The sequence below is a fragment of the Vibrio sp. 99K-1 genome (assembly GCF_013114585.1).
GTDB lineage: Bacteria > Pseudomonadota > Gammaproteobacteria > Enterobacterales > Vibrionaceae > Vibrio > Vibrio chagasii_B.
Genome location: NZ_VTXF01000016.1, coordinates 90241 through 115903 on the forward strand (window position 1 = coordinate 90241; position 25663 = coordinate 115903).

General features: G+C 43.6%; 24 protein-coding genes and 2 tRNA genes. 23 read left to right on the forward strand and 3 right to left on the reverse strand.

What is annotated here, in order from left to right; translation table 11 throughout:
* The first annotated feature begins 137 nt into the window (after positions 1-137).
* The 3 genes from F0228_RS14030 to F0228_RS14040 all read left to right on the forward strand — a co-directional run bounded on the left by F0228_RS14030 (position 138) and on the right by F0228_RS14040 (position 1198).
* Positions 138-800, forward strand: coding sequence for a DUF2726 domain-containing protein (locus tag F0228_RS14030; RefSeq protein WP_171762350.1), 663 nt, complete (start codon positions 138-140; stop codon positions 798-800).
* A gap of 167 nt (positions 801-967) precedes the next feature.
* Positions 968-1044: transfer RNA gene (locus F0228_RS14035), tRNA-Val, on the forward strand.
* Positions 1045-1121: 77 nt separating this feature from the next.
* Positions 1122-1198, forward strand: a tRNA-Val gene (locus tag F0228_RS14040).
* A 51-nt stretch (positions 1199-1249) separates the two neighbouring features.
* Here the strand turns inward: F0228_RS14040 and F0228_RS14045 are convergent.
* Together F0228_RS14045 and F0228_RS14050 are read right to left on the reverse strand one after the other, a co-directional pair.
* A complete protein-coding gene (locus tag F0228_RS14045) occupies positions 1250-2581 on the reverse strand; it encodes an IS4 family transposase (RefSeq protein ID WP_171762351.1) in 1332 nt (443 codons plus the stop codon).
* 660 nt (positions 2582-3241) lie between these two features.
* Positions 3242-4135 (reverse strand): LysR family transcriptional regulator, encoded by an 894-nt coding sequence (locus F0228_RS14050; protein ID WP_116870458.1) that lies wholly within the window; start codon positions 4133-4135, stop codon positions 3242-3244.
* 416 nt (positions 4136-4551) lie between these two features.
* Between F0228_RS14050 and F0228_RS14055 the strand changes: the two genes are divergently transcribed.
* The 15 genes from F0228_RS14055 (at position 4552) to F0228_RS14125 (ending at position 17392) form a co-directional block, all read left to right on the forward strand.
* Positions 4552-4758, forward strand: coding sequence for a Flp family type IVb pilin (locus F0228_RS14055; protein ID WP_061031451.1), 207 nt, complete (start codon positions 4552-4554; stop codon positions 4756-4758).
* A gap of 149 nt (positions 4759-4907) precedes the next feature.
* Positions 4908-5333 (forward strand): prepilin peptidase, encoded by a 426-nt coding sequence (locus F0228_RS14060; RefSeq protein ID WP_171762352.1) that lies wholly within the window; start codon positions 4908-4910, stop codon positions 5331-5333.
* A 21-nt stretch (positions 5334-5354) separates the two neighbouring features.
* Positions 5355-6179 (forward strand): RcpC/CpaB family pilus assembly protein, encoded by an 825-nt coding sequence (locus F0228_RS14065; protein ID WP_008217605.1) that lies wholly within the window; start codon positions 5355-5357, stop codon positions 6177-6179.
* On the forward strand, positions 6179-7549 hold the full coding sequence (locus F0228_RS14070) for a pilus assembly protein N-terminal domain-containing protein (protein ID WP_171762368.1): 1371 nt from the start codon (positions 6179-6181) through the stop codon (positions 7547-7549). The genes F0228_RS14065 and F0228_RS14070 overlap by 1 nt, the downstream gene beginning before the upstream one ends.
* Positions 7546-8025, forward strand: a complete 480-nt coding sequence (locus F0228_RS14075) for a hypothetical protein (RefSeq protein WP_137407758.1) — start codon at positions 7546-7548, stop codon at positions 8023-8025. The genes F0228_RS14070 and F0228_RS14075 overlap by 4 nt, the downstream gene beginning before the upstream one ends.
* Positions 8025-9266 carry a chromosome partitioning protein ParA gene (locus tag F0228_RS14080; protein ID WP_116870461.1) on the forward strand — a complete coding sequence of 414 codons (1242 nt, stop codon included), beginning with the start codon at positions 8025-8027 and terminating at the stop codon, positions 9264-9266. The genes F0228_RS14075 and F0228_RS14080 overlap by 1 nt, the downstream gene beginning before the upstream one ends.
* Entirely contained in the window at positions 9263-10534 is a 1272-nt protein-coding gene (locus F0228_RS14085; RefSeq protein WP_061031447.1) for a CpaF family protein, read from the forward strand. Before F0228_RS14080 ends, F0228_RS14085 begins: the two co-directional genes overlap by 4 nt.
* A 1-nt stretch (position 10535) precedes the next feature.
* A complete protein-coding gene (locus tag F0228_RS14090) occupies positions 10536-11438 on the forward strand; it encodes a type II secretion system F family protein (protein WP_105057037.1) in 903 nt (300 codons plus the stop codon).
* Positions 11435-12277, forward strand: a complete 843-nt coding sequence (locus F0228_RS14095) for a type II secretion system F family protein (protein WP_171762353.1) — start codon at positions 11435-11437, stop codon at positions 12275-12277. The genes F0228_RS14090 and F0228_RS14095 overlap by 4 nt, the downstream gene beginning before the upstream one ends.
* Before the next feature lie 11 nt (positions 12278-12288).
* Entirely contained in the window at positions 12289-13026 is a 738-nt protein-coding gene (locus F0228_RS14100; RefSeq protein WP_171762354.1) for a tetratricopeptide repeat protein, read from the forward strand.
* Positions 13013-13495, forward strand: coding sequence for a TadE family protein (locus F0228_RS14105; protein WP_171762355.1), 483 nt, complete (start codon positions 13013-13015; stop codon positions 13493-13495). The genes F0228_RS14100 and F0228_RS14105 overlap by 14 nt, the downstream gene beginning before the upstream one ends.
* Positions 13485-14042, forward strand: a complete 558-nt coding sequence (gene tadF, locus F0228_RS14110; RefSeq protein ID WP_171762369.1) for a tight adherence pilus pseudopilin TadF — start codon at positions 13485-13487, stop codon at positions 14040-14042. Before F0228_RS14105 ends, tadF begins: the two co-directional genes overlap by 11 nt.
* 4 nt (positions 14043-14046) lie before the next feature.
* Positions 14047-15609, forward strand: a complete 1563-nt coding sequence (locus tag F0228_RS14115) for a TadE/TadG family type IV pilus assembly protein (RefSeq protein WP_171730636.1) — start codon at positions 14047-14049, stop codon at positions 15607-15609.
* Positions 15610-15617: 8 nt separating this feature from the next.
* Complete coding sequence (locus F0228_RS14120) at positions 15618-16253, forward strand: OmpA family protein (RefSeq protein ID WP_171762356.1); 636 nt, start codon at positions 15618-15620, stop codon at positions 16251-16253.
* 197 nt (positions 16254-16450) lie between these two features.
* Positions 16451-17392, forward strand: coding sequence for a sensor domain-containing diguanylate cyclase (locus F0228_RS14125; protein ID WP_171762357.1), 942 nt, complete (start codon positions 16451-16453; stop codon positions 17390-17392).
* An 80-nt stretch (positions 17393-17472) separates the two neighbouring features.
* Here F0228_RS14125 and F0228_RS14130 read toward each other — a convergent pair whose 3' ends face one another.
* The gene (locus F0228_RS14130) at positions 17473-18732 is read right to left on the reverse strand and encodes an adenylosuccinate synthase (RefSeq protein WP_171762358.1); all 1260 of its coding nucleotides are present in this window, start codon (positions 18730-18732) and stop codon (positions 17473-17475) included.
* A 214-nt stretch (positions 18733-18946) separates the two neighbouring features.
* Here F0228_RS14130 and F0228_RS14135 point away from each other — a divergent pair, with 214 nt between their 5' ends.
* From F0228_RS14135 to F0228_RS14155, 5 genes are all read left to right on the forward strand, one after another.
* Entirely contained in the window at positions 18947-19972 is a 1026-nt protein-coding gene (locus F0228_RS14135) for an IS110 family transposase (protein ID WP_171762359.1), read from the forward strand.
* A gap of 707 nt (positions 19973-20679) precedes the next feature.
* Positions 20680-21597 (forward strand): LysR family transcriptional regulator, encoded by a 918-nt coding sequence (locus F0228_RS14140; RefSeq protein ID WP_105057047.1) that lies wholly within the window; start codon positions 20680-20682, stop codon positions 21595-21597.
* Between the two features lie 222 nt (positions 21598-21819).
* The gene (dmeF, locus tag F0228_RS14145; RefSeq protein ID WP_171762360.1) at positions 21820-22794 is read left to right on the forward strand and encodes a CDF family Co(II)/Ni(II) efflux transporter DmeF; all 975 of its coding nucleotides are present in this window, start codon (positions 21820-21822) and stop codon (positions 22792-22794) included.
* Positions 22772-23188, forward strand: coding sequence for a MarR family transcriptional regulator (locus F0228_RS14150; protein WP_061031436.1), 417 nt, complete (start codon positions 22772-22774; stop codon positions 23186-23188). Before dmeF ends, F0228_RS14150 begins: the two co-directional genes overlap by 23 nt.
* A gap of 563 nt (positions 23189-23751) precedes the next feature.
* On the forward strand, positions 23752-25461 hold the full coding sequence (locus F0228_RS14155; protein WP_171762370.1) for a methyl-accepting chemotaxis protein: 1710 nt from the start codon (positions 23752-23754) through the stop codon (positions 25459-25461).
* Positions 25462-25663 lie beyond the last annotated feature (202 nt).

Genomic DNA, 25663 nt, shown 5'->3' on the forward strand with positions numbered 1-25663 from the left:
AAGCACTTAGCTAGCTGAGATCATTAAAAGCACGTGATTACCATTAACAACTGATTCTGTTTTTCTTGCCTGTTTGTTGTTTTCTACTTACGCTACAAACTCTCTATATCTCCGTATTCTCTTAACTGTACTTAGAAATGACCAATATATTTATCGTTGTAGTAGTGCTTGTTGTCTTCTTTTACTTCATCCAGAAGTACGTATTTAAACATGACGACACCAAAGACCACGCGTATCAAAAGAGAGGGGCGTTGCTCAACATGCAACAAGCCGCGTTTTATAATGCGCTGACCACGGCGGTTGGCACTCACGGTGTCGTGTTTGCCAAAGTGAACATGTCGAATGTTTTGGCGCCTGCGAAAACGAACACCAAGAAGAATTGGTTTATCGCGAATAACAAGATCTCTCGTAGCTATTTTGATTTTGTGGTCTGTGACCCACGAACGTTGGAACCGCGCGTGATCATCGAGCTTGATAATGGTAAAGAGCTAAATAAAGGCAAAGTGGAACGAGAGAAGCTGCTTATCCATGTGTGTAAGTCTGCTGGTTTGCCGCTTATTGGCGCTTCAGTAAAACACAGTTACCAAGTGAGCCGTTTGAAGAGACTGCTCGCGACACATATCGATCTGATCGAGCCTGCCAAGGAGGTTCGATTCTGTAAGAAGTGTGGCAGCCCGATGATCATAAAGCTGGCTAGCCAAGGTGACTACAAAGGACGACGTTTCTTCACTTGTAGCCGTCAACCGAACTGTACTTATACCGAAAACTACAATGTTGTGTTCGATGTCGAAGAGGAATAACAAAGAGTAGGGCACAGGCTCAGTGTGACCTAACTCAAGTTTATTTCTGTTTCACGTCTAAAAAATCAACGTATTGATGCGAATAAGAGCAAACGGTTGATTCAAGTGCAATTTCCACTTGCGCCACAATACATCAGTCGTTAATATCTTCCTCGTTCTTAAGGAATGGGTCCGTAGCTCAGTTGGTTAGAGTACTACCTTGACATGGTAGGGGTCGGCGATTCGAGTTCGCCCGGACCCACCATTCCTTCTGTTACTTTTTGTCAAAGTAGCGGCTTTTGATTTAGTCACAATCGTCATAAAGAAGATTAAGAACATTGTGCGTCCGTAGCTCAGTTGGTTAGAGTACCGCCTTGACATGGCGGGGGTCGGTGATTCGAGTTCACTCGGACGCACCATTATTCGTTCTTAGGAACAAGCAAAAAAGCCCACCTAGTGTGTAATGCCAGTCAGTTAAGCTGACTGGCATTTTTTCTGTTCGTTGCATATTTCTTGGGTTTCAGTTTCACCCAACGAGGGTAACTTCTATCTTCTCTTCGAGGTGGCAGGGTAAACATGGATATTTGCTTGAGTAATACTTCATAATGTTTGGGAAGTTTTCCAGGACTCGTTAAAGGTAAAGCCGCGAAGTATTGAGTCACAGCCATAGCACTACTCGTAAAGCTTAATTGATTTGGCCAAACGCTATCTAATTGACTCGCAGCCTTTGTCATAACTTGTCTTATAAGGTTATAGGCGAGCAAAATCCCCCAGAGCTCCTGCTTGACCATATCTGGGCGCTTACTTCGTAATGTATACTCACTATCAAGCAAGGTTTGCTTCATTTCCCGATAGCCTAATTCGATTTCCCAACGATAGCGATAAAGCTCTACGATGTCTTCACCAGGAAAGCGCAACCCATCGCGCATTGATGTAAGTACCTGATATGTCTTTCCTTTGATAATTTTCGACACTAACCTTGCTTCTATTGTCTCAGGGAGATCACTGAACTTCTTTCTTGCCTGAGGTGTCGTTTTTATATCAACGATAGCGTCACTCTGACTGTATTTATGAACGACTTCATACTGGAAGTCTTTTCTCACAGGAAGCATCCAATGCCTTTCTTTGCCTACCTTATTCCAGCGATTAAGTAGCCCTAGAGAGTAGTATCCTTTGTCAAAAATAGTCAGCGAATGATCGGGGGTTTGTTCAATGAGCTCTTCTGCAAGGCGCATTTCGCTGGTGCGATAGTCAGAGAATGTACTATCGATTAGTTGATGACTTGTAAGTTCCATCAAGCAAACCATACGTACCTTAGGGTAAATATTCTCAGATGATTGATTGCTCTGTGCTTTAAACTCTTGATGATTTTCAGGTGTATCTGTCGTTCTCCAAACGACACCATCGACGGATAGAAGGTTTAGTCCACACCAAGTTTCGAAGTTAGACGATTGATAGCTATGCGCAGCCATCTTCTTAAAGACTTGCTTAACACCTTCTTCGCCTAATCTCTGTCTCGCTTGAACAACAGCACTTGGGACAACAAAGCGTTGTTTGTCTGGAAGGACAATATCGAGTTGGTTGGCGATATCCCAAACAGATTGTTGACGAAAGAGACTCATTCCAACAACGGACCAAAGTACGGCCTCCAAAGGTAACCGTCTTCTTCTAACGGTTGCGACGCCAGCTTGCTCAAAACCTTGCTGGATAAGCTCTGGACTAAGAATTTCAGAGTATTTTTCAAAGTGATGGAAGGTATTACACGACTGAAAAGTATTGGCAAGTTGGCTTTCTAAAGACATAAAAAAATCCGATATTAGTTTCCTAATATCGGATTCTGAAGCCTTTTGAGGATCGGTCAAATGATCTCACAAATTTCTTAACTGATCGGCATTACACCTAGTGTGGGCTTTTTTGTGTCTGAAATTCGCCAATTTACCCAGGCCTAGTTCTACTTAACGCTCGTCTTACCTACATAAACAGTTCTTAGATTTGCTTTAATGCCACATCTGTTGCTTCAAGTCTGCAAGTCACACCCTCAAGTGCCAGCGGGCGTCAACGTGGCGAGAACGCTTCTCTGTGGTTTAGCATCGCTAAGCGCCTCAACTTAGTTTTAACCTGCTAACTTCTCGCATAAATAAGCCATAGTGAGCTCATTACCTACGTGTTGAATACGTGTTATCTAACGCTATCCACGTTTTAATACCCCAAAAATTACTTATAAACATTGGAGATTATTAAATGTGATTAAGCTGTTTATATCGATCAAGCCGAAGCAATGAAAGGTAATAAACAAAGTTAGTTTATACGTAATGAGCTATACAATAAAAAAATGTGGGATTTCAATTTATATTTATTTTCTATGGTTTATTTCGGTTCTATATCAAGAACTATGCGAATGTTAAGTAATTCGCCAAGGGCGCTCTACTCACCAGATATGACTATCAGTATTTAAGACAGCGTTATTGAGCTAAATCCGCAATAAATGTTTGTTGGTAGTGAGTGCTGGACTTGAGCTCTTTTTTGATCCATTGGTTAAACAAGCTAAAGTCAGAATGTATTTGCCAGAAAAGGGAAGCAATAACTCGTTTACCAAAAAAATCAGGGTGGTCGGTAATAACCTTAAGTTTGTCATCTTTTACATGACTATCGATTAAAAAACTGGGTAAAAAAGCAATGCCTTTTTGAGCCTTACATAAATCGATGATGGTATCTAAATCATCCAGCCGCCAAAGGTTATATGCTGCAATAGTCGATAAGTTAAGCAGTTCTTCACACCCATCCATTAATAGCACTCGCTGAGATGGAGCGTGAGACTTTATAGGGCCCAAATCTTTATGAGCCACCCACCAGCAGTTAACGTGAAATAACTCCTCTACGTTGAAGTCATAACTTGTCTTGTGGTAGGGGTTACCTAGCGCTAAATCTATCTTACCTTCATTGATATAGTTACCTAAAACGAAACTGGGTTTGGTGACGACCAATAAGTCCACGTTTGGGAATGCTTCTGAAAATGCCAGTAATGTCCTCTTTACATTTTTATCAAACACCAATGGATCGATACCTACTCGGTAAACGATTTGGTCTGAAATATTCATTTGTTGAGCAACGGTCACCAAGTCCCGATATTTCGACACCACAGGTAAAGATAATTGGAAGAGGCGTTCTCCTTTTTCTGTTAACCAAACTTTAGAGTGTTCTCTATTAAATACATTGAAACCTAAATCTGACTCTAGATTTTGTACAGCTGTACTAACTGTCGATTGTGATTTTCCAAGTTTGCGAGCAGCAGAGCTAAATGAACCTTCTTCAACTACTGCTATGAACGAAACAATATTTTCGAAATGTAGTTTCATGATTCCACTAACCTTTTGACACAAAGAAATTATAATTTTTATGGTTTTCTGATTCGAAGAACAATAGCGTGATGATCTTCGTATTTCAACAATTTTTATAATGAATAATAATGCCTGATAAATTATTAAGTTGTTTATATCTAAAGGTTATATAAGACCGATATAACTAAAAATATTGAGCTGAGTCTTACTTTTTCAAGTTTATAAAATAAATTAAATATTGATCTTTGGAACTGATTCCATATGTAACTTGTTGTTACATATGGATTTGTTTTCATAGTTGGTGTAGTAGAGTATTTTATTTTGATCATTTTTTGTTCTTCTTATTGGTAAAGTCGATAGGGGTTATTTTCCTTACCTTTGACCTGCTAATTATAATGGCGACGAATTTTCAACAGCCCTTATAGGAATAAATAATGATTACTAAGCTATACGTGAAAACAACCATGTTTTTATCTCAATTCAAGAACGATGAGCGCGGCGTAACTGCGATTGAATATGGTCTAATTGCTGTGGCAATGGCTGTATTAGTAACGACAGCAGTGGGTGCAGACGGTTTCATTGGCAAGCTTGAAGGTGCATTCGAGCAAGTTGCTACCGCTATTGATACTGCGAGCAGCTAACATTAAGCCTTATTGGCTAGTGTAGATGATATCGAAAGATATTTGTGCCAGACCTATGTTTTGCATCGGTCTGGCTTAGTTAATTTATGATGTTAAATAAGATTAATTCTCACCAAGTTTAGGCGGTATTCCCTATTTTTAGTCATGAATTGTATTTAGTGACTTTGGCAGTATTGAGTTTATACGTGTCGGCCACTGATTTTCTCTATCGTAAGATACAAAATTACGCCTTGTGCCTATTACTCTTCTTGCAGTGTTTTTTATCTCCGCTAGATATTCAAATTATGAGTTTTTTACTGATGTTAGGTATCGGACTTATTCTTTATAAACTGATTTGGATTGGGGCGGGTGATATTAAATACGTCGTTATTTTGTCGCTTACCATCCCTGTTAATGACTTATTATTGGTGTTTATTCTGACGGCTTTTTCTGGTGGTATTTTAGCTATCTCTTATCTAGTGAGTAAAAAATTAATAAGAAATAAAGTTGGTTTTCAAGAGGGTATTCCATATGGGATCGCTATTAGCATCGGCTTTTACTTAGCAATTTTAACTCAATCTACGCCATATATATAATCCTCAAAATATGAGCACATTATGAGATCACGACTGGTATTACTTGTCGCCATTGCTGCCTTAATCATCGGCGCACTAGGCGTTATCGATCTGTTCAAAAGTGAACCTAAACCAACAACAACTGATGAAGTGGTCGCTGAAAAAAGCGAAAAGCATGTTGGGGTTTGGATTAGCACCGAAAGCTTTGAAAAAGGGCATGCAATCAATGCACAAGGTGTCGTTAAACAGCAATTGCCTCTCAGTGAAGCATTGACGCTTGGTGTTAGAGAAGATGCTCAGATCAGCTTTTCACCTTCCATTCTATTAAATCGAAATCTTAAAGCAGGCGATGTTGTATTGCCTGAATATCAAGTGAGCCCGGGCAAGCCTGGCTACATTGACCTTCTAGTTACAGAAGGTATGACGTTATACCCACTCAAGGTCAGCGATAAAAATCTGATTAATGATTACATCCGACCGGGTTCGTTTATCGATGTACTTACGGTGAGCTCACCTAACGCCAATTTGGCTGGCAACATCGATAAGCCAAAGCGTTTTAGGGGAGTAAAGGCGTCGATGTTTTTGAAACACGTCAAGGTACTCAATATCGGAAATGATGACACGGGTGACAGTTCTATTACCGCTCGCTCTCCGAGTAAAGAAGATGGACTGACAACCGTTGTTATTGAAGTGAGCCCGGATGAACTACCAAAACTCGCGCTTGCGCAACGAACCATGCATATCGAAATCTATCGCAGTCAACACTATTTGCAGCCGGAGTTCGCCGAGGTACGCAATATCATCGATAACTATACAGGCATTGTTGAGTTACGTGGTAACGAGAACAACCCAAGAGAGGCTTTGTGATGATAATTACCTATCGAGTTAAACGAGCACTGTTTGGTTCTATTCTAGTAACGCTTGTTGGCTTACTTTCTACAACAAACACTTTTGCTGCTGATCGTTCTATCACGCTCAATGATGGTCAGCACATCCAATTTAAAAGCCCAATCGGTCAAGTGTTCATTAACAACCCAAGTATCGTTGACTACAAGATAATCAATGACAATACCCTTGTAGTATTTGCCAATAGCGTGGGTCAATCGCGTTTGATTGTCTACGGCGTTGATGACGATGTACTGCTATCAGACCGTATTATTGTTGACCTGAACTTAACGGACATCAGGCGACAACTCAAATTCCATTTCCCTGATGCCAAGGTCAAGGTGCAGTCAGTGGGAGAGCAAGTCGCAGTGAGTGGCGTTGTTGACTCAGAAGCAACGCGTGACGACATCTACCGCTTGGTCGCGACGCTGCTAGGTCGAGAAAAAACGGAGAAATGGGACAAAACGCAAAAGCTAGAGTTTAAATCTGATAGTTCAGACTATGAAGAACCGGAAAGCATGGTGTTTGCCCGCAATATGACGTGGGAAGGGATCATTGAACGGATTGAAGTCGCGACGACTCAGCAGGTGAATGTCAAGATATCGGTCGCTCAAGTAACCGAATCGTTTGGGCAAACCGTTGGTGTTGATTGGAGTACCGTTGGCTCAAGCGTGGGTGAGTTTGTTTTCGACCAATTTGATGCGGCTAACCTCAGTACCTTAATCACGGCGTTAGGTAATGACCAAATCGCAGAGGTTCTCGCAGAGCCAAACTTGACGGTCTTGTCTGGCGAGTCTGCAAGCTTTCTCGTTGGCGGTGAAGTACCAGTTATCGTCTCTACAAGCAGTAACGTAAACATTTCATTTAAAGAGTTCGGTATCAAGCTGGACCTGACGGCCAAAGTGTTGAGCCAAGACAAAATCCGTATGCAACTAGCACCGGAAGTGAGTGAGGTTGAGGGTTACGTAGAAGCCGCCGGTATAAAAGTACCGCAATTGGCCTCTCGACGTGCCATGACAACCGTGGAGCTGGCCGATGGAGATAGCTTTGTTCTCGGTGGTTTGATGAGCAGTGCTGACTTGGAAAAAATGCAGAAGATCCCTTTTGTGGGCGATATTCCAGTTCTTGGTGCCGCATTTAGAAAAGCAACCACTGAAAGAAAACGCACCGAATTGATCATCGTAGCCACCGTAAACCTCGTGGAGCCAATGAAGCCGAAAGATATTCAACTGCCATATATCAAGAAAACATCGACATTGGCACGTTGGCTGAACATCAAATGGGATGGTAAAGAGGTGACGTCTTCTGATGCAACGATTCGTCTGCTGTCGCAAGGAGGATTTATCCAATGAAGAAACTAGTATTGATGGCGTTGTTTGCGATTTCACTATTCGGCTGTGCTTCTGAACAATATTTTGTCGGTCATGGTTCTGAAGCCCTTGTATACAAAGAGCATCACAGCTTTAAGTTCGAGATTAAAAGCCGTGCAGAAACCACCAAGCAACTCGACGTTTTAATACATAAGATTGAGTCGATGGATAAAGAAGCGACCTACTTGGTGGATTATAAGTCGGCCGTTAACAAGAAGATGTTGCAGGGGATCTTTGAACAGTACCCATCGCACATCATCGCCCCACAGAGAGTGGTTTATCGACATGCCCAGTTATTACCAACCGATCTAAATATCCAAGTGACGTTAACGGGATTGAAGAGCCAAGAATGTACACCAGCACAGATTCATGTTCGTGCAAGGCAGTCCGATTGTTTTGTTGAATCGATGAGATTGAAGCAAGTCGCGTACAAGTCGAGATTGGTAGGAGAACAATAATGTTTGATCTAACGAAAGCATTAACAACGAAGGCCAAGCCCGTTCAGGCAACCTCGACAGGTGTCGCTGGGTGTACGTTGTTTTACCAATCACAAGAGTGTTTAAACCTGGTTCAGGAAGTGTTTCGCTTTGAAGGTTGGAATGATCCTGCGTGTGTGAAAGCGACAGCGGGCATCACCAAAATCACCGAGCAACAAAGTAGTCATATCGTGGTTCTAGAACTTAATGAGTCGAGTAATGTGGTGGAAGATGCGAAAGCTTTTGCCAGCAAACTGCCGACTCATAAAGGCGTGGTCGTGATTGGCAAAGAAGATGCCATTTCAACGCTTCGTTCTCTCAAAGACATGGGGTTCTATTATGTGTTCTGGCCTGTGAATAAGCAGGAGTTCGCAGACTTCTTAACGCACGTAAGTAAGAACCTAAAAACCTTCTCTGGTGTCAGTCAGAAACGTAAAGCAAAGCGTGTTGCAATCGTTGGCGCAAAAGGCGGCGTGGGCACGTCGTTTATCTCTACTGAGCTCGGGTCACTGTTGTCGACACAAGGCTCAGACACCATTCTTGTCGATCATCAATATGCTGACACCAACATTGATGTGTTGCTGGGTTTAAAAGACTTTAAGCCACGAACCATTGATGAGTTTACCGCGCCACTGCATGAAATGGATGAAGAGGGGGCATTGAGTTACCTCACTAACGCTCGTAAGAACCTGCGTTTGCTCGCCATTGACGGTGATATGAGCCAAAACGACGTGCTTAATTACAACCAAACCTTGTGTGAGTTGTTGGCAAGAAACACTAACTTCATCATCGAAGACTTTTCTGGCGCGGTGGACTTCAAAGTTGAACCACAACTCTTGGTAGAAAACTTTGATGTGGTCGTGTTGGTGTTCGATGCGTCGGTGTCATCAGTGAGAAGTGCGAAGCGACTGTTTGAAAAGATAGCGAGCTTACAGCTCACGTTATCATCGCGTACGCGCGTCATTATGGTTGCCAACTACCATCGCCCGCAAGGCGCTTATGTGTTGCAGAAACCCGATCTAGCGAAGTATCTCGGAGCAAATGTTGATCTAGAGGTCGACTATTGTAAGTCGTTGGCGCACATCATTATCGATGGAAAGCGAGCCCATAAACACGACCGTCATGTGAGTCGTTCTATGGAACAGTTGGTCAAGCTGATTAATGGACAGCCGATTGACCAAAAAGCGATGAATTCTTGGTTAAAGAAGGTGCGTGTTAAATGAGTTCAAACAAAGACTTATATCTCGCTTTTCGTGGTCAAATCTTTGAGGCATTAGATGCAGAAGCGGTTCAGAAAATGAGCCGCAAAGACCTAGAATCACAGATCCAAGCCGCGGTTGATTTGCTGGCAAACAGTTACCAAAGACCCATCACATCGATGATGAAGTCTGGTTTGGTGAAAAGTTTAATCGATGAGCTGTTTGGTCTTGGTCCACTTCAGCCTTTGGTCGAAGATCAGTCTATCTCCGATATTATGGTGAACGGGCCAAATAACATCTTTTTCGAACGACATGGCAAGGTCAAAAAATCTGAAGTCTCGTTTGTGAATGAAGAGCAACTATTGGCGATTGCTAAGCGTATTGCCTCGCGTGTTGGACGACGTGTCGATGAGCTCTCTCCTACGGTCGATGCAAGGCTAGAAGATGGCAGCCGTGTGAACATTGTGATCCCACCGATTGCATTAGACGGTACCTCAATCTCCATTCGTAAGTTCAGAGAGCAGAACATCGGATTTGAAGACCTGATCGGCTTCGGTTCGATGTCTCCAGATATGGCGAGAGTACTGATGATTGCTTCTCGCTGTCGTATCAATGTTTTGATCTCTGGCGGTACGGGTTCAGGTAAAACGACGCTACTCAACGCGCTTTCTCAATACATTGCGGAAGACGAACGTATCGTCACGATTGAAGATGCCGCTGAATTACGTCTACAACAACCCAACTTGGTTCGACTTGAAACGCGAACCTCCAGTGTTGAACAAACCGGAGCGGTCACCCAGCGAGACTTGGTGATTAACGCACTGCGTATGCGTCCTGATCGAATCATCCTTGGTGAGTGTCGTGGCTCTGAAGCATTTGAAATGTTGCAAGCAATGAACACTGGGCACGATGGCTCTATGTCTACGCTCCACGCGAACACCCCAAGAGATGCGATTGCCCGTGTTGAGTCTATGGTGATGATGGCGAATTTGAATCAGCCTCTAGATGCGATTCGTAGAACGATCGTCAGTGCCGTGCAGATGATTGTTCAAGTTAATAGGCTGCGTGATGGGTCCCGTAAAATTACCAGCATCTCAGAAATCGTCGGGCTTGAGGGCGATAGCGTGGTGATGGAAGAGATCTATCGCTTCCGTTACGACGATGCTCATTTCGGTGAAAACGTGAAAGGGGATTTTGTCACTAACGGCATTATGCAGCGATCTGAGCTTGTGAAAAAAGCGCAATTCTTTGGGCTCTATGAAGAGCTTATCGCATCCTTTAAGGGGGCATAACATGTTGTGGATTTCGTTGATCCTATTCGCTTTTGTGCTGCTTTTGATTCGGGACTCAAAGGTAAAAAAGGTCAATCAATTCTTCAATATTGAAGAAGCGGAAGCTGAAAACTTTAACGCTATTAACGTGAAATCATTGGTTCGTAAACAGAGCTGGCACACGTTCAAAGAGTCCATTTCACCAACCTTGATGGTGTTGGGGCCGCGTTCTACCTTGTACATCGCGTTATACATTACGGGGAGTTTAATTGCCTCGTGGTACATCGTGATTGACTTGCTTTCGATGACAAACTCCTGGTGGGTACCTGTGTTGGCTTCGATTTTTTCCTTTTTCGGTTACCGCTTCTTGGTGACCAGAAGGCGTCGAGATTTCGAGAATACATTCCCAGATGCGTTGAACATTCTGATGAGTGCCGTGACGGCGGGTGACAGTTTGATGCAAGCCATTAGTTATGTTGGTGAAGTGATGGACAACCCTATCGGGCGTGAATTCAAGCTGATGGGCGACCGATTGAAATTAGGTGAATCGCCAGAAGTGGTGCTTAAGCGATCGTGCAAAAACTACCCGTATCCAGAGTTTTTGTTCTTCACCGTGACGCTTAGAGCCAATATTGCGCGCGGCGGGCAGCTCAAAGGTGTGTTAGCTCGATTGATTCGTGTACTAGTGGATTCCAGAACGTTAGAAAAAAAGAAGATGGCGATGACTTCGGAAGCGAGGATCTCCGCCAAGATTGTTGCCGCTATACCTTTGGTTTTTATGATCATTCTGAATTATGTAAACCCCGACAATGTCAATTATGTCCTGTATGACGAATCAGGTCGTGTGGTGTTGTTTTACGTACTTGGCAGTGAGCTTTTCGGCTTATTCATCGTTTGGCTATTAGTAAGAGGTGTGCGGGCATGATGATATTGGCTGCACTTATTGTGCTGTTTTTTTCGCTGCTCTTTTTGATTGTCGAATCGGTGCGTGCCGACCAAAGACAAAAGAAAGTCGCTATGTATATTGGTGGCGACGCCATTAAACCACCTTCTCGTGTGAATCGATTTTTTGTTCGATTTGGCAAGGAGCATCGCCATGAACTTGAACAGAAATTAATAGAAGCGGGTTACTACAACACTGAATGGGCGAAGTTCTATTTTCCCGCCAAGGTACTGGTGCTCGGCCTCATTTCAGGGCTCGTCTTGCTGGGAGATATGACATCGACCAACAAATTACTGGTGGTGATTGTCTCTCTAATTGTGGTGATAGTGGTGCCAGATACCTTGCTGCAAATGAGACGCAAGATGTTGATCAGCAAAACCTCAGCACAGCTCCCTTATTTACTCGACATGATGTCGGTATGTGTACAAACCGGCATGACCATAGAGGCATCTTTAGTGTACTTGGGTAAAGAGCTGGCCGAGTTTGATTCCGACCTTTGTTACCAAATTAAGCGTACCTCTGACTCTGCCAAGATACATGGTGTAGAGAAGGCATTGAACGATTTGACTGAGCGTATTCCAACTCCGGCCGTTCGAAGCTTTGTTCTGACGATTATTCAGAACTTGCAATACGGTACTTCTGTCGCTCAAACACTCAGTGACCTTGCTGAAGATATGCGTAAAGTTCAAATCCTCACTGTTGAAGAAAAGGTAGGTAAGCTCTCCGCAAAGATGAGTGTGCCGTTGATCCTTTTCATCATGTTTCCAATCGTAATATTGATTCTCGCACCGAGCATCATGCAAATGACATTGAGTATCTAGGAGCGTGAAGCATGAATAAAAAAACGATGTATCTGATACTGCTAACGCTAAGCCTGTTAGCCGGGTGCCAATCGACACCTTCCGATCAAGACCACCAGCTTGCCGAGGTGACCAGTATGGAGAAGGTCAAAAACTACGACGGTCTCATTAACCATTACAAATCTCAGCTTGAGCAAGGCTCCCAAGATCCAGTGGTGAAACAGAAACTAGCATGGGCGTACTTCTATAAAGGCGACATCGAATCCGCAGATTTTTACGCTCAACACCTGAAAAAAGAGGGCATCGAAAACCCAGACCTTTATCAGTTAGAAGGGCAAGTATTCGATGCCAAAAATGACACGGATAGTGCGATAGCTGCTTATATCGCATCTGTCGAGGCTGGTAACAGAGCTGGTCAAATTCACGTATTACTCGGCGTGTCATACACAAAAATTGGGCAATATGAGAAAGCATATCAAGAGCTGAATCTGGCACGCTTACGTGGTTATAACGATGTAGTGGTTAAGAACAACATCGCGATGATCCAGATGGCTAACGGTGAGTACCAGCGGGCGATTGAAACATTAGCGCCAGTGTTGAAAGAAGAACCAACCAATCAGATTGTAAAAGCGAACTTGGCGATAGCATTGATGAAAACTCAGCAGATTGATTCGGCCCAAAAGCTACTTAAAGGCGACTTTTCGGCGCAAGAAATTCAAGTGATTGCTGCTGAATTGACTCAACTGGGAGTGAGTGATGAAGCGTCTTAATAAGCAGAAAGGGGTGACAGCGATTGAGTTTGTTTTAGGGGCTCTGGTGCTGTTCTTCGCAACCTTTGCGATCTTTGAGTCGAGCTACCAAATCTACGTTGTAAACATGACCGAATACTCGCTTAGAGAAACCATCAGAAATACCAAGATCTATGAAGGTAAAGGGATCAATGAGCAATACGAGAACAAGTTCCGAAGCTTGATTGAAGCTGACGACAATCTATGGAGCTTTTTAATTGATGGCTCACGCTTCTCGATAAAGGGTCAGTATTTCAAAACCTACGACGATTTTGTTGAGAACAGAGGGCATTCGGACCAAGGTTTGAACTTCAATTACGATCTGGCCGAAATTACCGTGACTTATCGCTACACACCAATCATTAAATTGGCTGGTGCAGCAGATAGAGATATTTCACGCACCATGGTTTTGAACTTAGAGCACGAGGGGTGGAACGATGATGCGCCGTAACCCAGGAGCGTTTTATGGAAATCGCCAACAAGGTTCTTTTACCGTTGAGTTGCTGTTCATCCTTGTCGCGTTGTGGGGCGTTTATCTTTTTGGCGCCGATTTAAGCCATCAGCTGCTCGCACGCGCAAAGCTCGATAGGTCCAGCTTTGCTTTGGTGAACGTGATTAAAGAACGCACGCGTTATTTTGAAGCAGATGTATTGGCGGGGCAGAACATGTCTGTGACTAACTCAGAATTACAAGACATGACGAAGGTAGCAAGTCGAATGCTCAATACACCCGTAGACAATGTGGCAATCAAGATCGAGTCGTTAACGAACAACAGTAATGTCGCTGAGTTTAGTAGCAGTAAGTTCAGAAGCTTAAATTGCCAGACGGATTCAATTATTGACCATGCGGATCTAGCGCCGGTAGATAAGGGCGTTGTTTACCCTTTGTATCGCGTTAGCCTTTGCGAAGAGGAAAGCTCTTGGTTCAAGCCGTTCTTTAATGATGGCACGAGTACCACGGTTAAGATTGCCTCTTCTTCTATCATGCCTGGGAGATAATGAAATGAAAATTCAGCATGAACGTCATATCAATCGTCAGTATCTCAGTCTACAAAGACAGCAAGGTGTCGCCGCAGTATGGATGGGCTTATTGCTTGTTCCTATCATGGGAATGACCTTTTGGGCAGTCGAAGGTACACGCTACGTGCAAGAGACCAGTCGACTTAGAGATTCCGCAGAGGCTGCGGCAATAGCGGTGACTATTGAAGATCAGCCTGATCTTGCGCGTGGATTAGCAACTCAATATGTCGAGAATTACGTGAGGGACATTAAGTCTACCAATCTTTCTGCACAGAGATTTCATCAAGCGGAAGATGAGGGGGCAGGGATTCTTGAATATATCCAATACACGGTTAATGCAAAGACCACTCATGACTCTTGGTTTGCGAGCAGTTTTATCCCTTCGTTTGATGAGCAGCAAGATCTTGCTGGGCGCTCATTAGCGCGAAAGTACCCCGTTTACCTTGGTGATAACAACATCGACATTGTGTTCGTATCAGACTTTTCCGGCTCGATGGATGATAGGTGGGGGTCAAGTCGTCATAAAAAAATTGATGATTTGAAAACGGCCATCGATCAGATATCTAGCAAGATCCTGTGCACATCGACTGACTTAGAGTACGTCGATGGTGAGTGGAAAGAGGTGTGTGATGAACCTGGGGAAGACACCACCGGAGATAAGCTACTTAACCGAGTGGGCTTTGTGCCTTTTAACGTGAGAACGAGGGAAATCGTCTCAGGTGGTCGAGCGAACGCGACCAGTCAGTTGAGTTATAAACCCAATTATAAACCCAACGTGTCCCCTTATTCTTACAATGATGTTAATTGGGATTATTGGCGTGCGTATTCGCAGAATGAGGTACTTAATTGCGCGAATTGGCAGTCCTACTGCCCAAGCCCAAAATCGGACAATCAAAAGTACGCTAAGCGCATCAAGGATGTGATCTATTTAGATAACTATCACGTTGCTGACGTATACAACTATGTTGATTTATCGACGTCTGTAGCCACGATGTTTACGGACAAGTCGGGGTTGAGACCCAACTTCTATGGTGTGAATGGAACGGATCTTTTTAACGCTCATGGTTCTTCAAGTTCAACGCAGTTTAAAAACCTTCGATTATCGAACAAATTGTCCGATTTAAACCCGATTAGTTCTATGTGGGCAGATGGTGGTACCGCCGCTTTTCAAGGGATTTTAAGAGGCTCTCAAATTCTTAAGGATGGCGATCCAAATAGCTCGGATGACGAAGAACAGCAAGCATACAACAAGAAAATCAAGATGTTGCTTATTTTGAGTGATGGTCAGGAAAGCCCTAATAACGGCATTCTTAAAGGGCTTGTTGATAGAGGCATGTGTGACAAAGCAAGAGAGGAGATACCTGGCTTATATATTGGTGTCATCGGTATCGACTTCCGTGCTTCTCAGCAAAGCGGTTTTCAAGACTGTGTTATCGACCCAAATGAAGACATCATCGACGTATCTAACCTTGATGAATTGATTGAAAAGATAGAAGAACTCATCCGTAAAGGCTCAAAAACAAGCGGCATCACTAAGTTGTATTAGAGGAAAATATGAAAAAGTTAATGATCGGTTCCATTCTCCTGTCGACATTGCAATTTTGCCTTCACGCCAATGCGGAGGACGGCATAAACGTTTATTGCGACACGGCATTCAGTGAATATCAACACAGTGTGAGAGTTGATGATGTTGTTGGTGTCGCGCAGCACAGGTTGGGGGCGCTACAAATAGAACAGCAATCCGATAGCAACGAGTTAAAACAGGCATTAGCTCGTCAATCGAGTCTAGGTATCAATAAAACCGGATGTAAGACTTGGATCAGCAGCCAAGAGCGCCACGGATTGTTGGCTCGAATCCACTTTGGTTTTGACCAACACAGTCTAACACCAATGGGAAGCAAAGCACTGAGCCAGCTCGCTAGTGAATTACAAACCAGTGGCAGTTCGGTCACGGTCGATGGACACACAGACAGCACTGGTGATGAAGGCTACAACCAAGCTCTTGGTATGCAAAGGGCGTTGACGACTTCGGATGCGCTCATCGTAGATGGTTTAGACAAGCATCGTTTGGTCATTCGTTCATTCGGAGAAAGCAAGCCTATCGCCTCTAATGAAACCGTAGAGGGAAGAGCAAACAACAGACGTGCGGAAATATGGGCCTCAAAGGACGCTGTTGAATTAACAAACTAGGAGTATTAATGCCTCTTAGCTTTTTAACTAGCGCGATATAGAGAGTCAAGCAGGGGATTAGCGGCCGGGTGTCGCTAATTACTGTCGTCCTTGGTCATGGTAAGCCTGCTCAAATTCAGAGCCCTTAGAATTTTTGTTATAACGGACGCTAATGAATATTCAACAACATTTAATCGTTTGAAACTAAAGAAATATTAATGCTTTTTGATAAGTTCTCTCCCGAAGGGATGGAAAACAATATCGATGTAGATACTTGGATATCTATATTGGACAACATATGCGACATCATGGACGCATCGAATGCGGGGATCATCACGGTCTCCGATTTTACTTGTTTGGGTTTTGAGAGCGTTTTGTGCTCTTCAACCAAGTTATGCGAGTTACATAAGAGTCGAATTAGTTGCTTTTGTGAATATGTATATAAAGAGAATCGCACGGTTTATTTGAGTGGTTGTGCTTGTGGCGAATCAAACTCTGAGAGGGAAACTGACAACTACAAGTCCTTTTTTGGCATCCCCGTAAGTGGCATAGACGGCGAAGTGTTTGCTATTTTATTTGTGTTCGACTTAAGCTCGACCCAGTACACGGAAAGCCAAGTAAGCCTGATTGAGAACATTTCAACCTTGCTACGGTCTGAAATCCTCTTGAAAGAAGAAAGCCGGATTTTATATAAAAACAGCCATTTCGACATCATGACGATGTTGCTCAATCGAAGAGGGTTCTTTCATGAGTTCAACAAAGCAAACATTGATGATGGAGAGATCGTTTGTCTCTATTTTGACTTGGATAATTTAAAGTACATCAATGATACTTATGGGCATTTTAAAGGTGACGACTATATCTCTGGCTTTGCTTCGTGCATAAGAAACCACATCAAATACAACACGATACCGGCGAGAGTGGGTGGTGATGAGTTCATTGTTGTTATTCACTCAGAAGATCCCGGATACGCTTGTGAATTGGTTCGAAAAATTCGTACAGATTTTCATGAGTTCATTGAAGGGTTTCGCGGTGATGATGATGTGCCATTAGGGTTTTCCTACGGGTGTGGAACTTCTGATTCTCAAAGTTTGAACATCATTAACTTGATCAAGTCATCAGACGAGAACATGTATCGCAATAAGAAAAATAAGCTGTAGATCTTATCGCTTCTAGGTGCAAATCGCAGATACTAAAAAGCCCACTAATGTGGGCTTTTGCTTGTTTAACTTATCTAAAACTAAGCTCTAATGATCATCTGATCGCGCTCAGGACCAACCGATACCATTACAACTGGTACACCCATCAACTCTTCGATACGAGTTACGTAATCTTGCGCAGCTTGAGGGAGGCTTTCAAAGGTGCGGCAACCCGTGATGTCTTCGTCCCAACCCGCCATGTCTTCATAAACTGGCTTTAGCTCAGCCGTTTGTGGCCAAATTGGGTTTTCGCTGTGCTCACCTGCGTATGCAGTACAGATCTTTAACTCGGCCAAACCAGACAGGCAATCAATCTTAGTTAGAGCGATTTCTGTCGCTGCTTGCAGTTCAACACCGTTGCGCGTTGCTACAGCATCGAAGTAACCCATATCACGTGGACGACCGGTTGTAGCACCGTATTCATTTGAGCTTTCGCGGAAGCTGTCTTGTTCTTCCATCGCCGTAACTAGAGTACCTGTACCTACAGAAGAACTGAATGCTTTAGCAACCGCAATAATACGTTCAGGGCGAAGGGCTGGTAAGCCACTACCGATACCTGCGTATGCTGCAGTTACATTTGATGAGGTTGTCCAAGGGTATTCACCGTAAACCAAATCACGACCCGCACCGAGCTGAGCTTCAAACAGTAGGTTTGCGTGTTGTGCTTGAAGTGCCTTAAGAGGCTCAGTCACGTTACAAATGAACGGGCGCCAAGCTTTCGTAACTTCAAGTAGCCATTCAGTCATTTCTGAAGCGGTCTGAGTAAAGTCACATTTAGGGTAAAGCGCCTTGAGTTGAGGCATTTTCCAATCAAGCATGAATTGAATGCGCTGCTCTAGAACCTCTGGTTGATTTAGCCAACCCACAAGGATGCCTTTCTTCATCACGCGATCGCCGTATGCTGGCGCAATGCCTTGACGAGTCGAACCGTAAGCAGCATCACCTAAGCGTTCTTCTTCAAGCGTATCTTCTAGTGCATGTAATGGTAGGCAGAGTGTTGCGCGATCAGAGATAGCAAGTTTCACGTCAATGTTTGCCGCTTTAACTTCTTCAATCTCTTGGCTCAGTGCCGCAGGGCTAATCACCATACCTGGGCCTAGAACTGCGGTACAGTCAGGGTTAAAAATACCACTAGGAAGTTGGTGCAGTTTGAATGTACCGAAGTCGTTAACCACGGTATGACCAGCATTGTTTCCGCCTTGGAAACGGATGCTCGCAGATGCTTCAGCTGCTAAAAAATCGACGATGCGGCCTTTGCCTTCGTCACCCCAGTTTGCACCCACAACAACGATAGATGGCATAAGTTTATCTCCTGACTGATTGAGAAATCATGTTAGTGCTGCGACGTGGATAAGAGAAATTAATTATCTTTATTATCTTGATAAGGATTCCATATAGCTCTAAAGTCTTAACCACAAGCGAGATTCCCTATCACGTTCAATGGTATGGACTCCCCACCTCAACTGACAGCGTCAGCTAAAGTTACAGGTGCGAACCAAAACAGGAGCCCATACCATGAATAAATTTAACACAATCTCGATTGATTTAGCCAAATCCGTCTTTCAAGTCGCGGTATTTAACCGCCATGGCAAGCGTAAGTTGAACCAAGCTATGTCTAAAAAGAAAATGCTAACGGTCATCAGCCAACACCCTGGCGCGACCATTTGCATAGAGGCCTGTTCGGCATCTCATTATTGGGGACGAACGTTTCAAAGCCGTGGTCATACCGTCAAAATGATACCTCCCCAAAAAGTGAAGCCGTATCGCAGTGGTAATAAGAACGATGCTAATGATGCTATCGCGATTTACGAAGCTTCCTTACGCTCCGATATTCATGCTGTACCTGTAAAAACACCGGAGCAGCAAGATATCGCTATGCTGCTGAGTTTAAGACAAAGTTATATAAAGCAACGTACGGCAGCAAGTCTACGGATCCGTGGCTATGCAGCGGAATGTGGCATTTCCTTCCCACAAGGAGCCAATAAACTGCGAGAACTGCTCCCTTTCGTTATCGAAGATGCAGAGAATGAATTAACACCGACAACTCGATTCGTTCTCCGAGAATTACATGCTCAGCTACTAAATCTTGATGAGCCTATCGCGAGAGTTGAATCGCAACTTATAGACTTTGCAAAGCAAATACCCGCTTGTCAGTTATTAATCACTTTACGAGGTGTACGTTGGGTGATTGCAAGTGCCATTTTTTCCCGTCTAGGTGACGCTTCGGCCTATAGAAATGGTCGAGGGGCTAGTGCGAGCTTAGGTTTAGTTCCGGCTCATACTGGCAGTGGTGGTAAGAACAAAAACCACGGAATAAGTAAATCAGGTGATAAAACCTTACGCTCTCTTGTCGTTCATGGAGCAAGAGCGGTGGTAGCGAATATCCGAGATAAAGAAGATCGCTTAAGTTGCTGGATACGAAACTTGTTAGAAAGAAAGTCGTTTAACCAAGTGGTTGTCGCCCTTGCTAACAAAACGATCAGAATGGCTTGTGCCATGCTGAAGAGCAATCAATCTTATAATGAGACGTTAATCGCTTAACCGTTGATTTATAGGGTTAAGGGAGACATCAATCCCCACATGTAAGCAAGTAAATTATGGTAAAGAGTAAGCATAGCAAGCAAAAGAAACTCTGAGAGGGACGAAGGTGATAATACACCACACGCTCGATAAGAACTTTTGCTGAGTGGATTAAGCCATAGAGGTTCGGGGTAGCTCCCCATAAAGAAACCGAATATACGTGCACTTGCGTACCTTTACTCGTTTCCTTGCAATACTAGGGGAGTCCATATACGTTCCTCACTGTAGGGAATGGCGGAACTGGTGGATTGTGAATATAGAGAGTGACGCGTTTTTGGTTCTTTGCTTTGGAAGTGATGAACCGAACGTTCACTCGATTTGTTAGCGTCATTCCAGAACCGAGGAACGAGGTATCAGGAATCTCAAACCATAAGCGAGATCCCTTATTATGTTCGTTCCTTACCGTAGGGAGTGACGGAGCAGAGGGACTGTGAAATAGAGAGTGGCGCGTTTGTAGTTCTTTGCTTTGGAAGTGATGAACCGAACGTTCACTCGATTTGTTAGCGTCATTCCAGAACCGAGGAACGAGGTATCAGGAATCTCAAACCACAAGCGTGATCCCTTATTACGTTCGTTCCTTACCGTAGGGAATAACGGAGCCGCGGGACTGTGAAATAGAGAGTGACGCGTTTTAGTGCCGAACAATTGGAAGTAACACAAGAGAGAAGATGATGCTTGATATCAATTTGTTGAACACGTTTGTGACGTTAGCCGAACACAAACATTTCGGTAAGGCGGCCAACGCTCTACATATGACACAGCCAAACGTAAGCTTGCATTTAAAACAACTTGAACAGCTAACACGTATCAAGCTGATAGAAAGAAGCCCATTTCAGCTAACTCAAGCGGGCGAAAGGCTCTTAGAGACCAGCCAAAGAACCTTGCTTGAGTTGCAGGTATGTCAGGCTGATCTCAATGCGATTAATGACCTCAAAATTGGCACGTTAACCATTGCGGTTAGTGACATTATCTCTCGATTTTTATTGATTCGTCCTTTCCAGAAATTTAAAGCGCAATACCCGGGAATCGACCTCACATTGCTCAATACCACTTCATCTCAAGCATCGAGTTTGGTGAAGAACGCTAAGGCTGACCTTGGCTTTGTGATTGCGAAAGAGCAGCATAACGAGTCGCTCTATTTTACCAAGCTCCAAGAGTTATCATGGTGTGCACTAGGAGATGGTTTGGATCCTCAAAATTCTGACAATTCAAAGGATAATGATACTCAGAATGATGAAGTCGATTCTGAACTGACCTTGATCCTACTAGGTCATGATACGAGAACGCGTGACTTCATCGATGAAGGTTTACCCAGTTTGAATCTACCCAATCACAGAGTCATGGAAGTAGGGAGCGTCGACGCTCAAATTGACTGGGCGGAGGCGGGGTTTGGTGTCGCTATCATTCCTGAGTTTGCGATCTCAACTAAGCAACACCTTAAGTCCAAGGTTACGCCATTAATCAACTTTTCTAGCACCAGCCTTGGTTATATCGTAAGGCAGAACCAAGTCTTATCGAAAGCCACAAAGCAACTTTTGGGATGGGTGAATGATGAGATTACATTGCTACAAACAAACGTTGATTAGCTTATCAAGATAGCTCGCATACCTTTCTATAGAAGAATCCAAGCCCACTCCATGTGGGCTTTTTTGTCGCTGCCGTTTACGTCACAGGAAATACCGCATTGACAATGTTTGATTGTCAAACTAAATTTAGCGATATTGATTTGATAGTCAAACTACTTGTTCGTCAAAGTAGTTTGACTGTTCAGTGACATCAACTTTGAGCATAAGACTAAGGACACCATTTTGAGCTTTACAACCCATCACCACCACAACTTCTCTTCACATAACAGCCAAGGTGAAAAGCGCACTTTTTATGTCCTGCTACTGACAGTCACGACTATGTTTATCGAAATCGTTGCAGGTACGGTTTATGGTTCGATGGCATTGCTTGCAGATGGTTGGCACATGGGCACACACGCAGCAGCGTTTGGCATCACTTTGTTTGCTTATCGTTACGCAAGAAAACATGCCGATAGTGCTCGTTTCTCTTTTGGTACAGGTAAAGTGAGTGTATTAGGGGGCTACACCAGTGCGATTGCTTTGGGTATTGTGGCTCTTTTGATGCTGGTGGAATCGATACATCGCTTGTTCAACCCTCAAACCATTCAATTTAATGAAGCGATTATTGTGGCTTGTATTGGTCTTGTGGTGAATGTTGTCAGCATGTTTTTGCTGGGGGACCACCATCACGACCATGATCATGGGCACGCTCACGGGCATTCACATGGTCACTCACATAACCAGGAAGATACGCATCATCATAGTCACACCGGCCACCATTATGATCACAATCTACGCGCTGCATACATGCACGTTTTGGCGGATACGTTAACGTCGTTACTAGCGATTGTCGCGCTGCTGTTTGGTAAGTTTTATGGTTGGAACTGGTTAGATGCAGTGATGGGGATGGTCGGCGCGCTGGTTATTGCTAAGTGGACTATGAACCTTATGAAACAGACGAGCCCAATCTTACTCGATGAAAATATCCACCAGGAATACCGTGATTCGGTGATCGAAACGTTATCGCCTTATGCTTCCGTGACAGATTTTCACATGTGGAAGGTGAGCGGGCATCACTATTCAGCGGCGATTACTCTTGAATCAATCAGTGACAAATCCGTTTCTGATTATAAACAAATGCTCGCCAAGTTTGATAAGATAAATCATCTTACTCTTGAAGTGCACTCAAACGGCCATGCAAAACATAGAACAGCTTAACCAAATATTGACTGAGTTCTACGACAAAATGTCTTCGTGGGAGCAATCCGTTGTTAAAGAAACGGGTTACTCGCTCGCACAGGTCCATACGATTGAAGTGTTGGGCATGCATGGCGCGTTGCGAATGAAAGAGCTTGCTGAAAAGCTTGGTATCACAACAGGCACACTCACTGTTCAAATTGAGAAGCTGGTAAAAGCAGAGTTGATTGAACGTCATGAGCACCCAACTGATCGACGAGCAATTGTGGTTGCTTTGACTGGTGAAGGGCAAAAGATCCACGTTCACCATAACCAACTTCACCTAAACCTCGTCAATGAGCTAACCCAAGGCATAGAAGAACAAGATAAAGCTGTGCTATTGAAGTGCTTAACTCAAATGGTGAAAGCTTTTTAACACGTTGCAGGTTATTCGCTCGCATCCAAGGGCGTGCGAATTTGTGTGTCACAAGATGAACTTACAAAGCCGACAGTGATGTCGGCTTATTGCTTTTTGGCGAGCGGTTACGACGCTCATTGATTAGTGACTTATTTATTTAAATGAAGCACTTATCACTTGGAAGTGATCTAAACAAAAGGGGCGGTGAGAAAATCTCCAAATCCCTTTATTTAAAAGGTGTCAGAGATGTTTTTAACGTTTGTATCAAACATGAGAAACCTTTGTATCCCAATTTTATAATCTTGCTAATGTACATCGTACTAATTTGTGTTATTGATAATTTTAACTTTAATGGGTTTTCCTATTTGCATTTTCAATGAATGTGCAATGGCGAAATATAGGGGCAAAACAGCCCCTGTAAAGCGCCCATTATTGGTAAAAAGATAAAAATAACGAAATAGCATGGGCGAGATAAAACAGTCAGACGCCCAGCCTTAGATACCTAAATTTAGTAAAGACGAGTCACATCTATGGATATAAAGAAAAAGCTCTATTCATTGGGAATGTTTTCCATTTTCGGCATGGTTTCATTGCTGTTCACCACTTCACAATTCGCAGATACGACTGCTCAAATGAGCGAAGCTAAACAAATCACCAAAGAACTCGAAGTTCGCCTGCTTAACCTGCGCCGTAACGAGAAAGACTTCTTGTTGCGAAATGATATGAAATACCTAGATAAGTTCGACGTGAACTACAACAAGTTTTTGGCTTCAGAGTCACAGCTCAATGTGGTTCTGAATGATCTAGGTTTGGTAAACAGCACACACTTACGTGAAGACATCGAGACGTACCATACGAGTTTCGTTGAACTGGTAAAAGCAACGGAAGTCTATGGACTCACGAGAGACAAAGGTCTTTTGGGACAGTTTCATGAAGTGCTAGATAGCATGAGTGCAACAGCGAGCGCTGAGCAAAAAGTAGAGCTTTACCTTTTTAATGAACTGATTGAAAAGGGTACCTTTGATCCGAGCATGCTTTCTTTAAGCTCGAGTGCCTTGTTAGAGACAGCAAAGCAAGTGGTTGAACAGAAGAAAGTTATTGGACTTAAGCACAATGAGGGCCTTCTTGGGGAAGCACGCTCTGGTTCACATGTGATTGAGACTCAGTTTAAAGAGTTTTCAGCAGTGCTCGACCAAGAAACTCAAAAGGAGATGGACAAACTATCGCTGATCAACAACATCCTTTGCGTCACATTGCTTGTGTCGATCATTTTGTTCAGCTGGTTAATCGTTCGCTCTATTATTGGTAAAATTGAGTCATTGCTTTCGGTGATCCGCAATATTGTCGATTCCAACGATGTGTCAATACGTTCACACCTTGATGGTAAAGATGAGTTGAGCACCTTAGGTCAATACTTCAACCAATTGCTTGATCAGCTTGAAGGCTTGATTTCTGCCTCTCAATCTAAGTCTCTACAACTTACTCAAAGTACCTCTAATATGCATGATGAGCTTGAGTCAGTAATCAAACAGTTTGAAGTTCAAGCCAACCACACCTCAACCATGACAACATCCGTTCAAGAGATGGTATTAACGATTGGTGAAATTTCAGAAAGTACTTCAGTTGCTGCAGAAGGCGTGCATCAAGCGAAAGTGAACGCAGACAAGGGGCGTGAAGTGGTGGTCGATACCATCAACAACATTACTCAGTTGTCTGAACGTCTATCAAGCAGCCAAGATTCAATCAGCTCACTGAACCATCATGTTGATCAAATCGGTGATGCAGTCAACATTATCCAAGGCATTGCTGAACAAACTAACCTACTAGCGTTGAACGCTGCAATTGAAGCAGCACGTGCCGGTGAGCAAGGGCGTGGCTTCGCAGTGGTAGCAGATGAAGTACGCGCACTAGCAAGCAGAACACATCAGTCGACGACAGAGATAACCTCGGTAGTAAGTGCGATTCAAAGCCAGATGCAGGCATCGATGACTGAAATTGGCGAGTGTAACCAGCAAGGCCAGCTAACGCTTAAAGATTCAGAAGAGCTGGATGCTAGCCTGCAGCTTATCTTAAGTGACATGCAGAGCATTCAAGGTAACTCTGAACGTATCGCGTCAGCAATTGAAGAGCAGGGTGCTGTAATGGCACAAGTGAGTGATTCCATTACAGAGCTGAACACCATCTCTAATGATAACAATGTATCAGCTCAACACTGTTTGATTGAAGTCGATAAAGTCGCAGAGCAAGCGAATGATATGGACCAAGCTGTAGCGCAGTTCAAGACGTCGTAAGTACCTCAGGAAAAACCAATACCAAAGGCGCAGATCATCTGCGCTTTTTTTGTGTCTGGCGTTTAATGGATGATGCTTCTAACTGACTATGTGAGTGATGTGTATGAATTATACTGTGAATTAGTATGACCATTAGAGATCATTACAGTGTGAAGAACGACCCGTGGCGGGAGGAGCTGGGTCGTTTGAGCTTAATGATTGA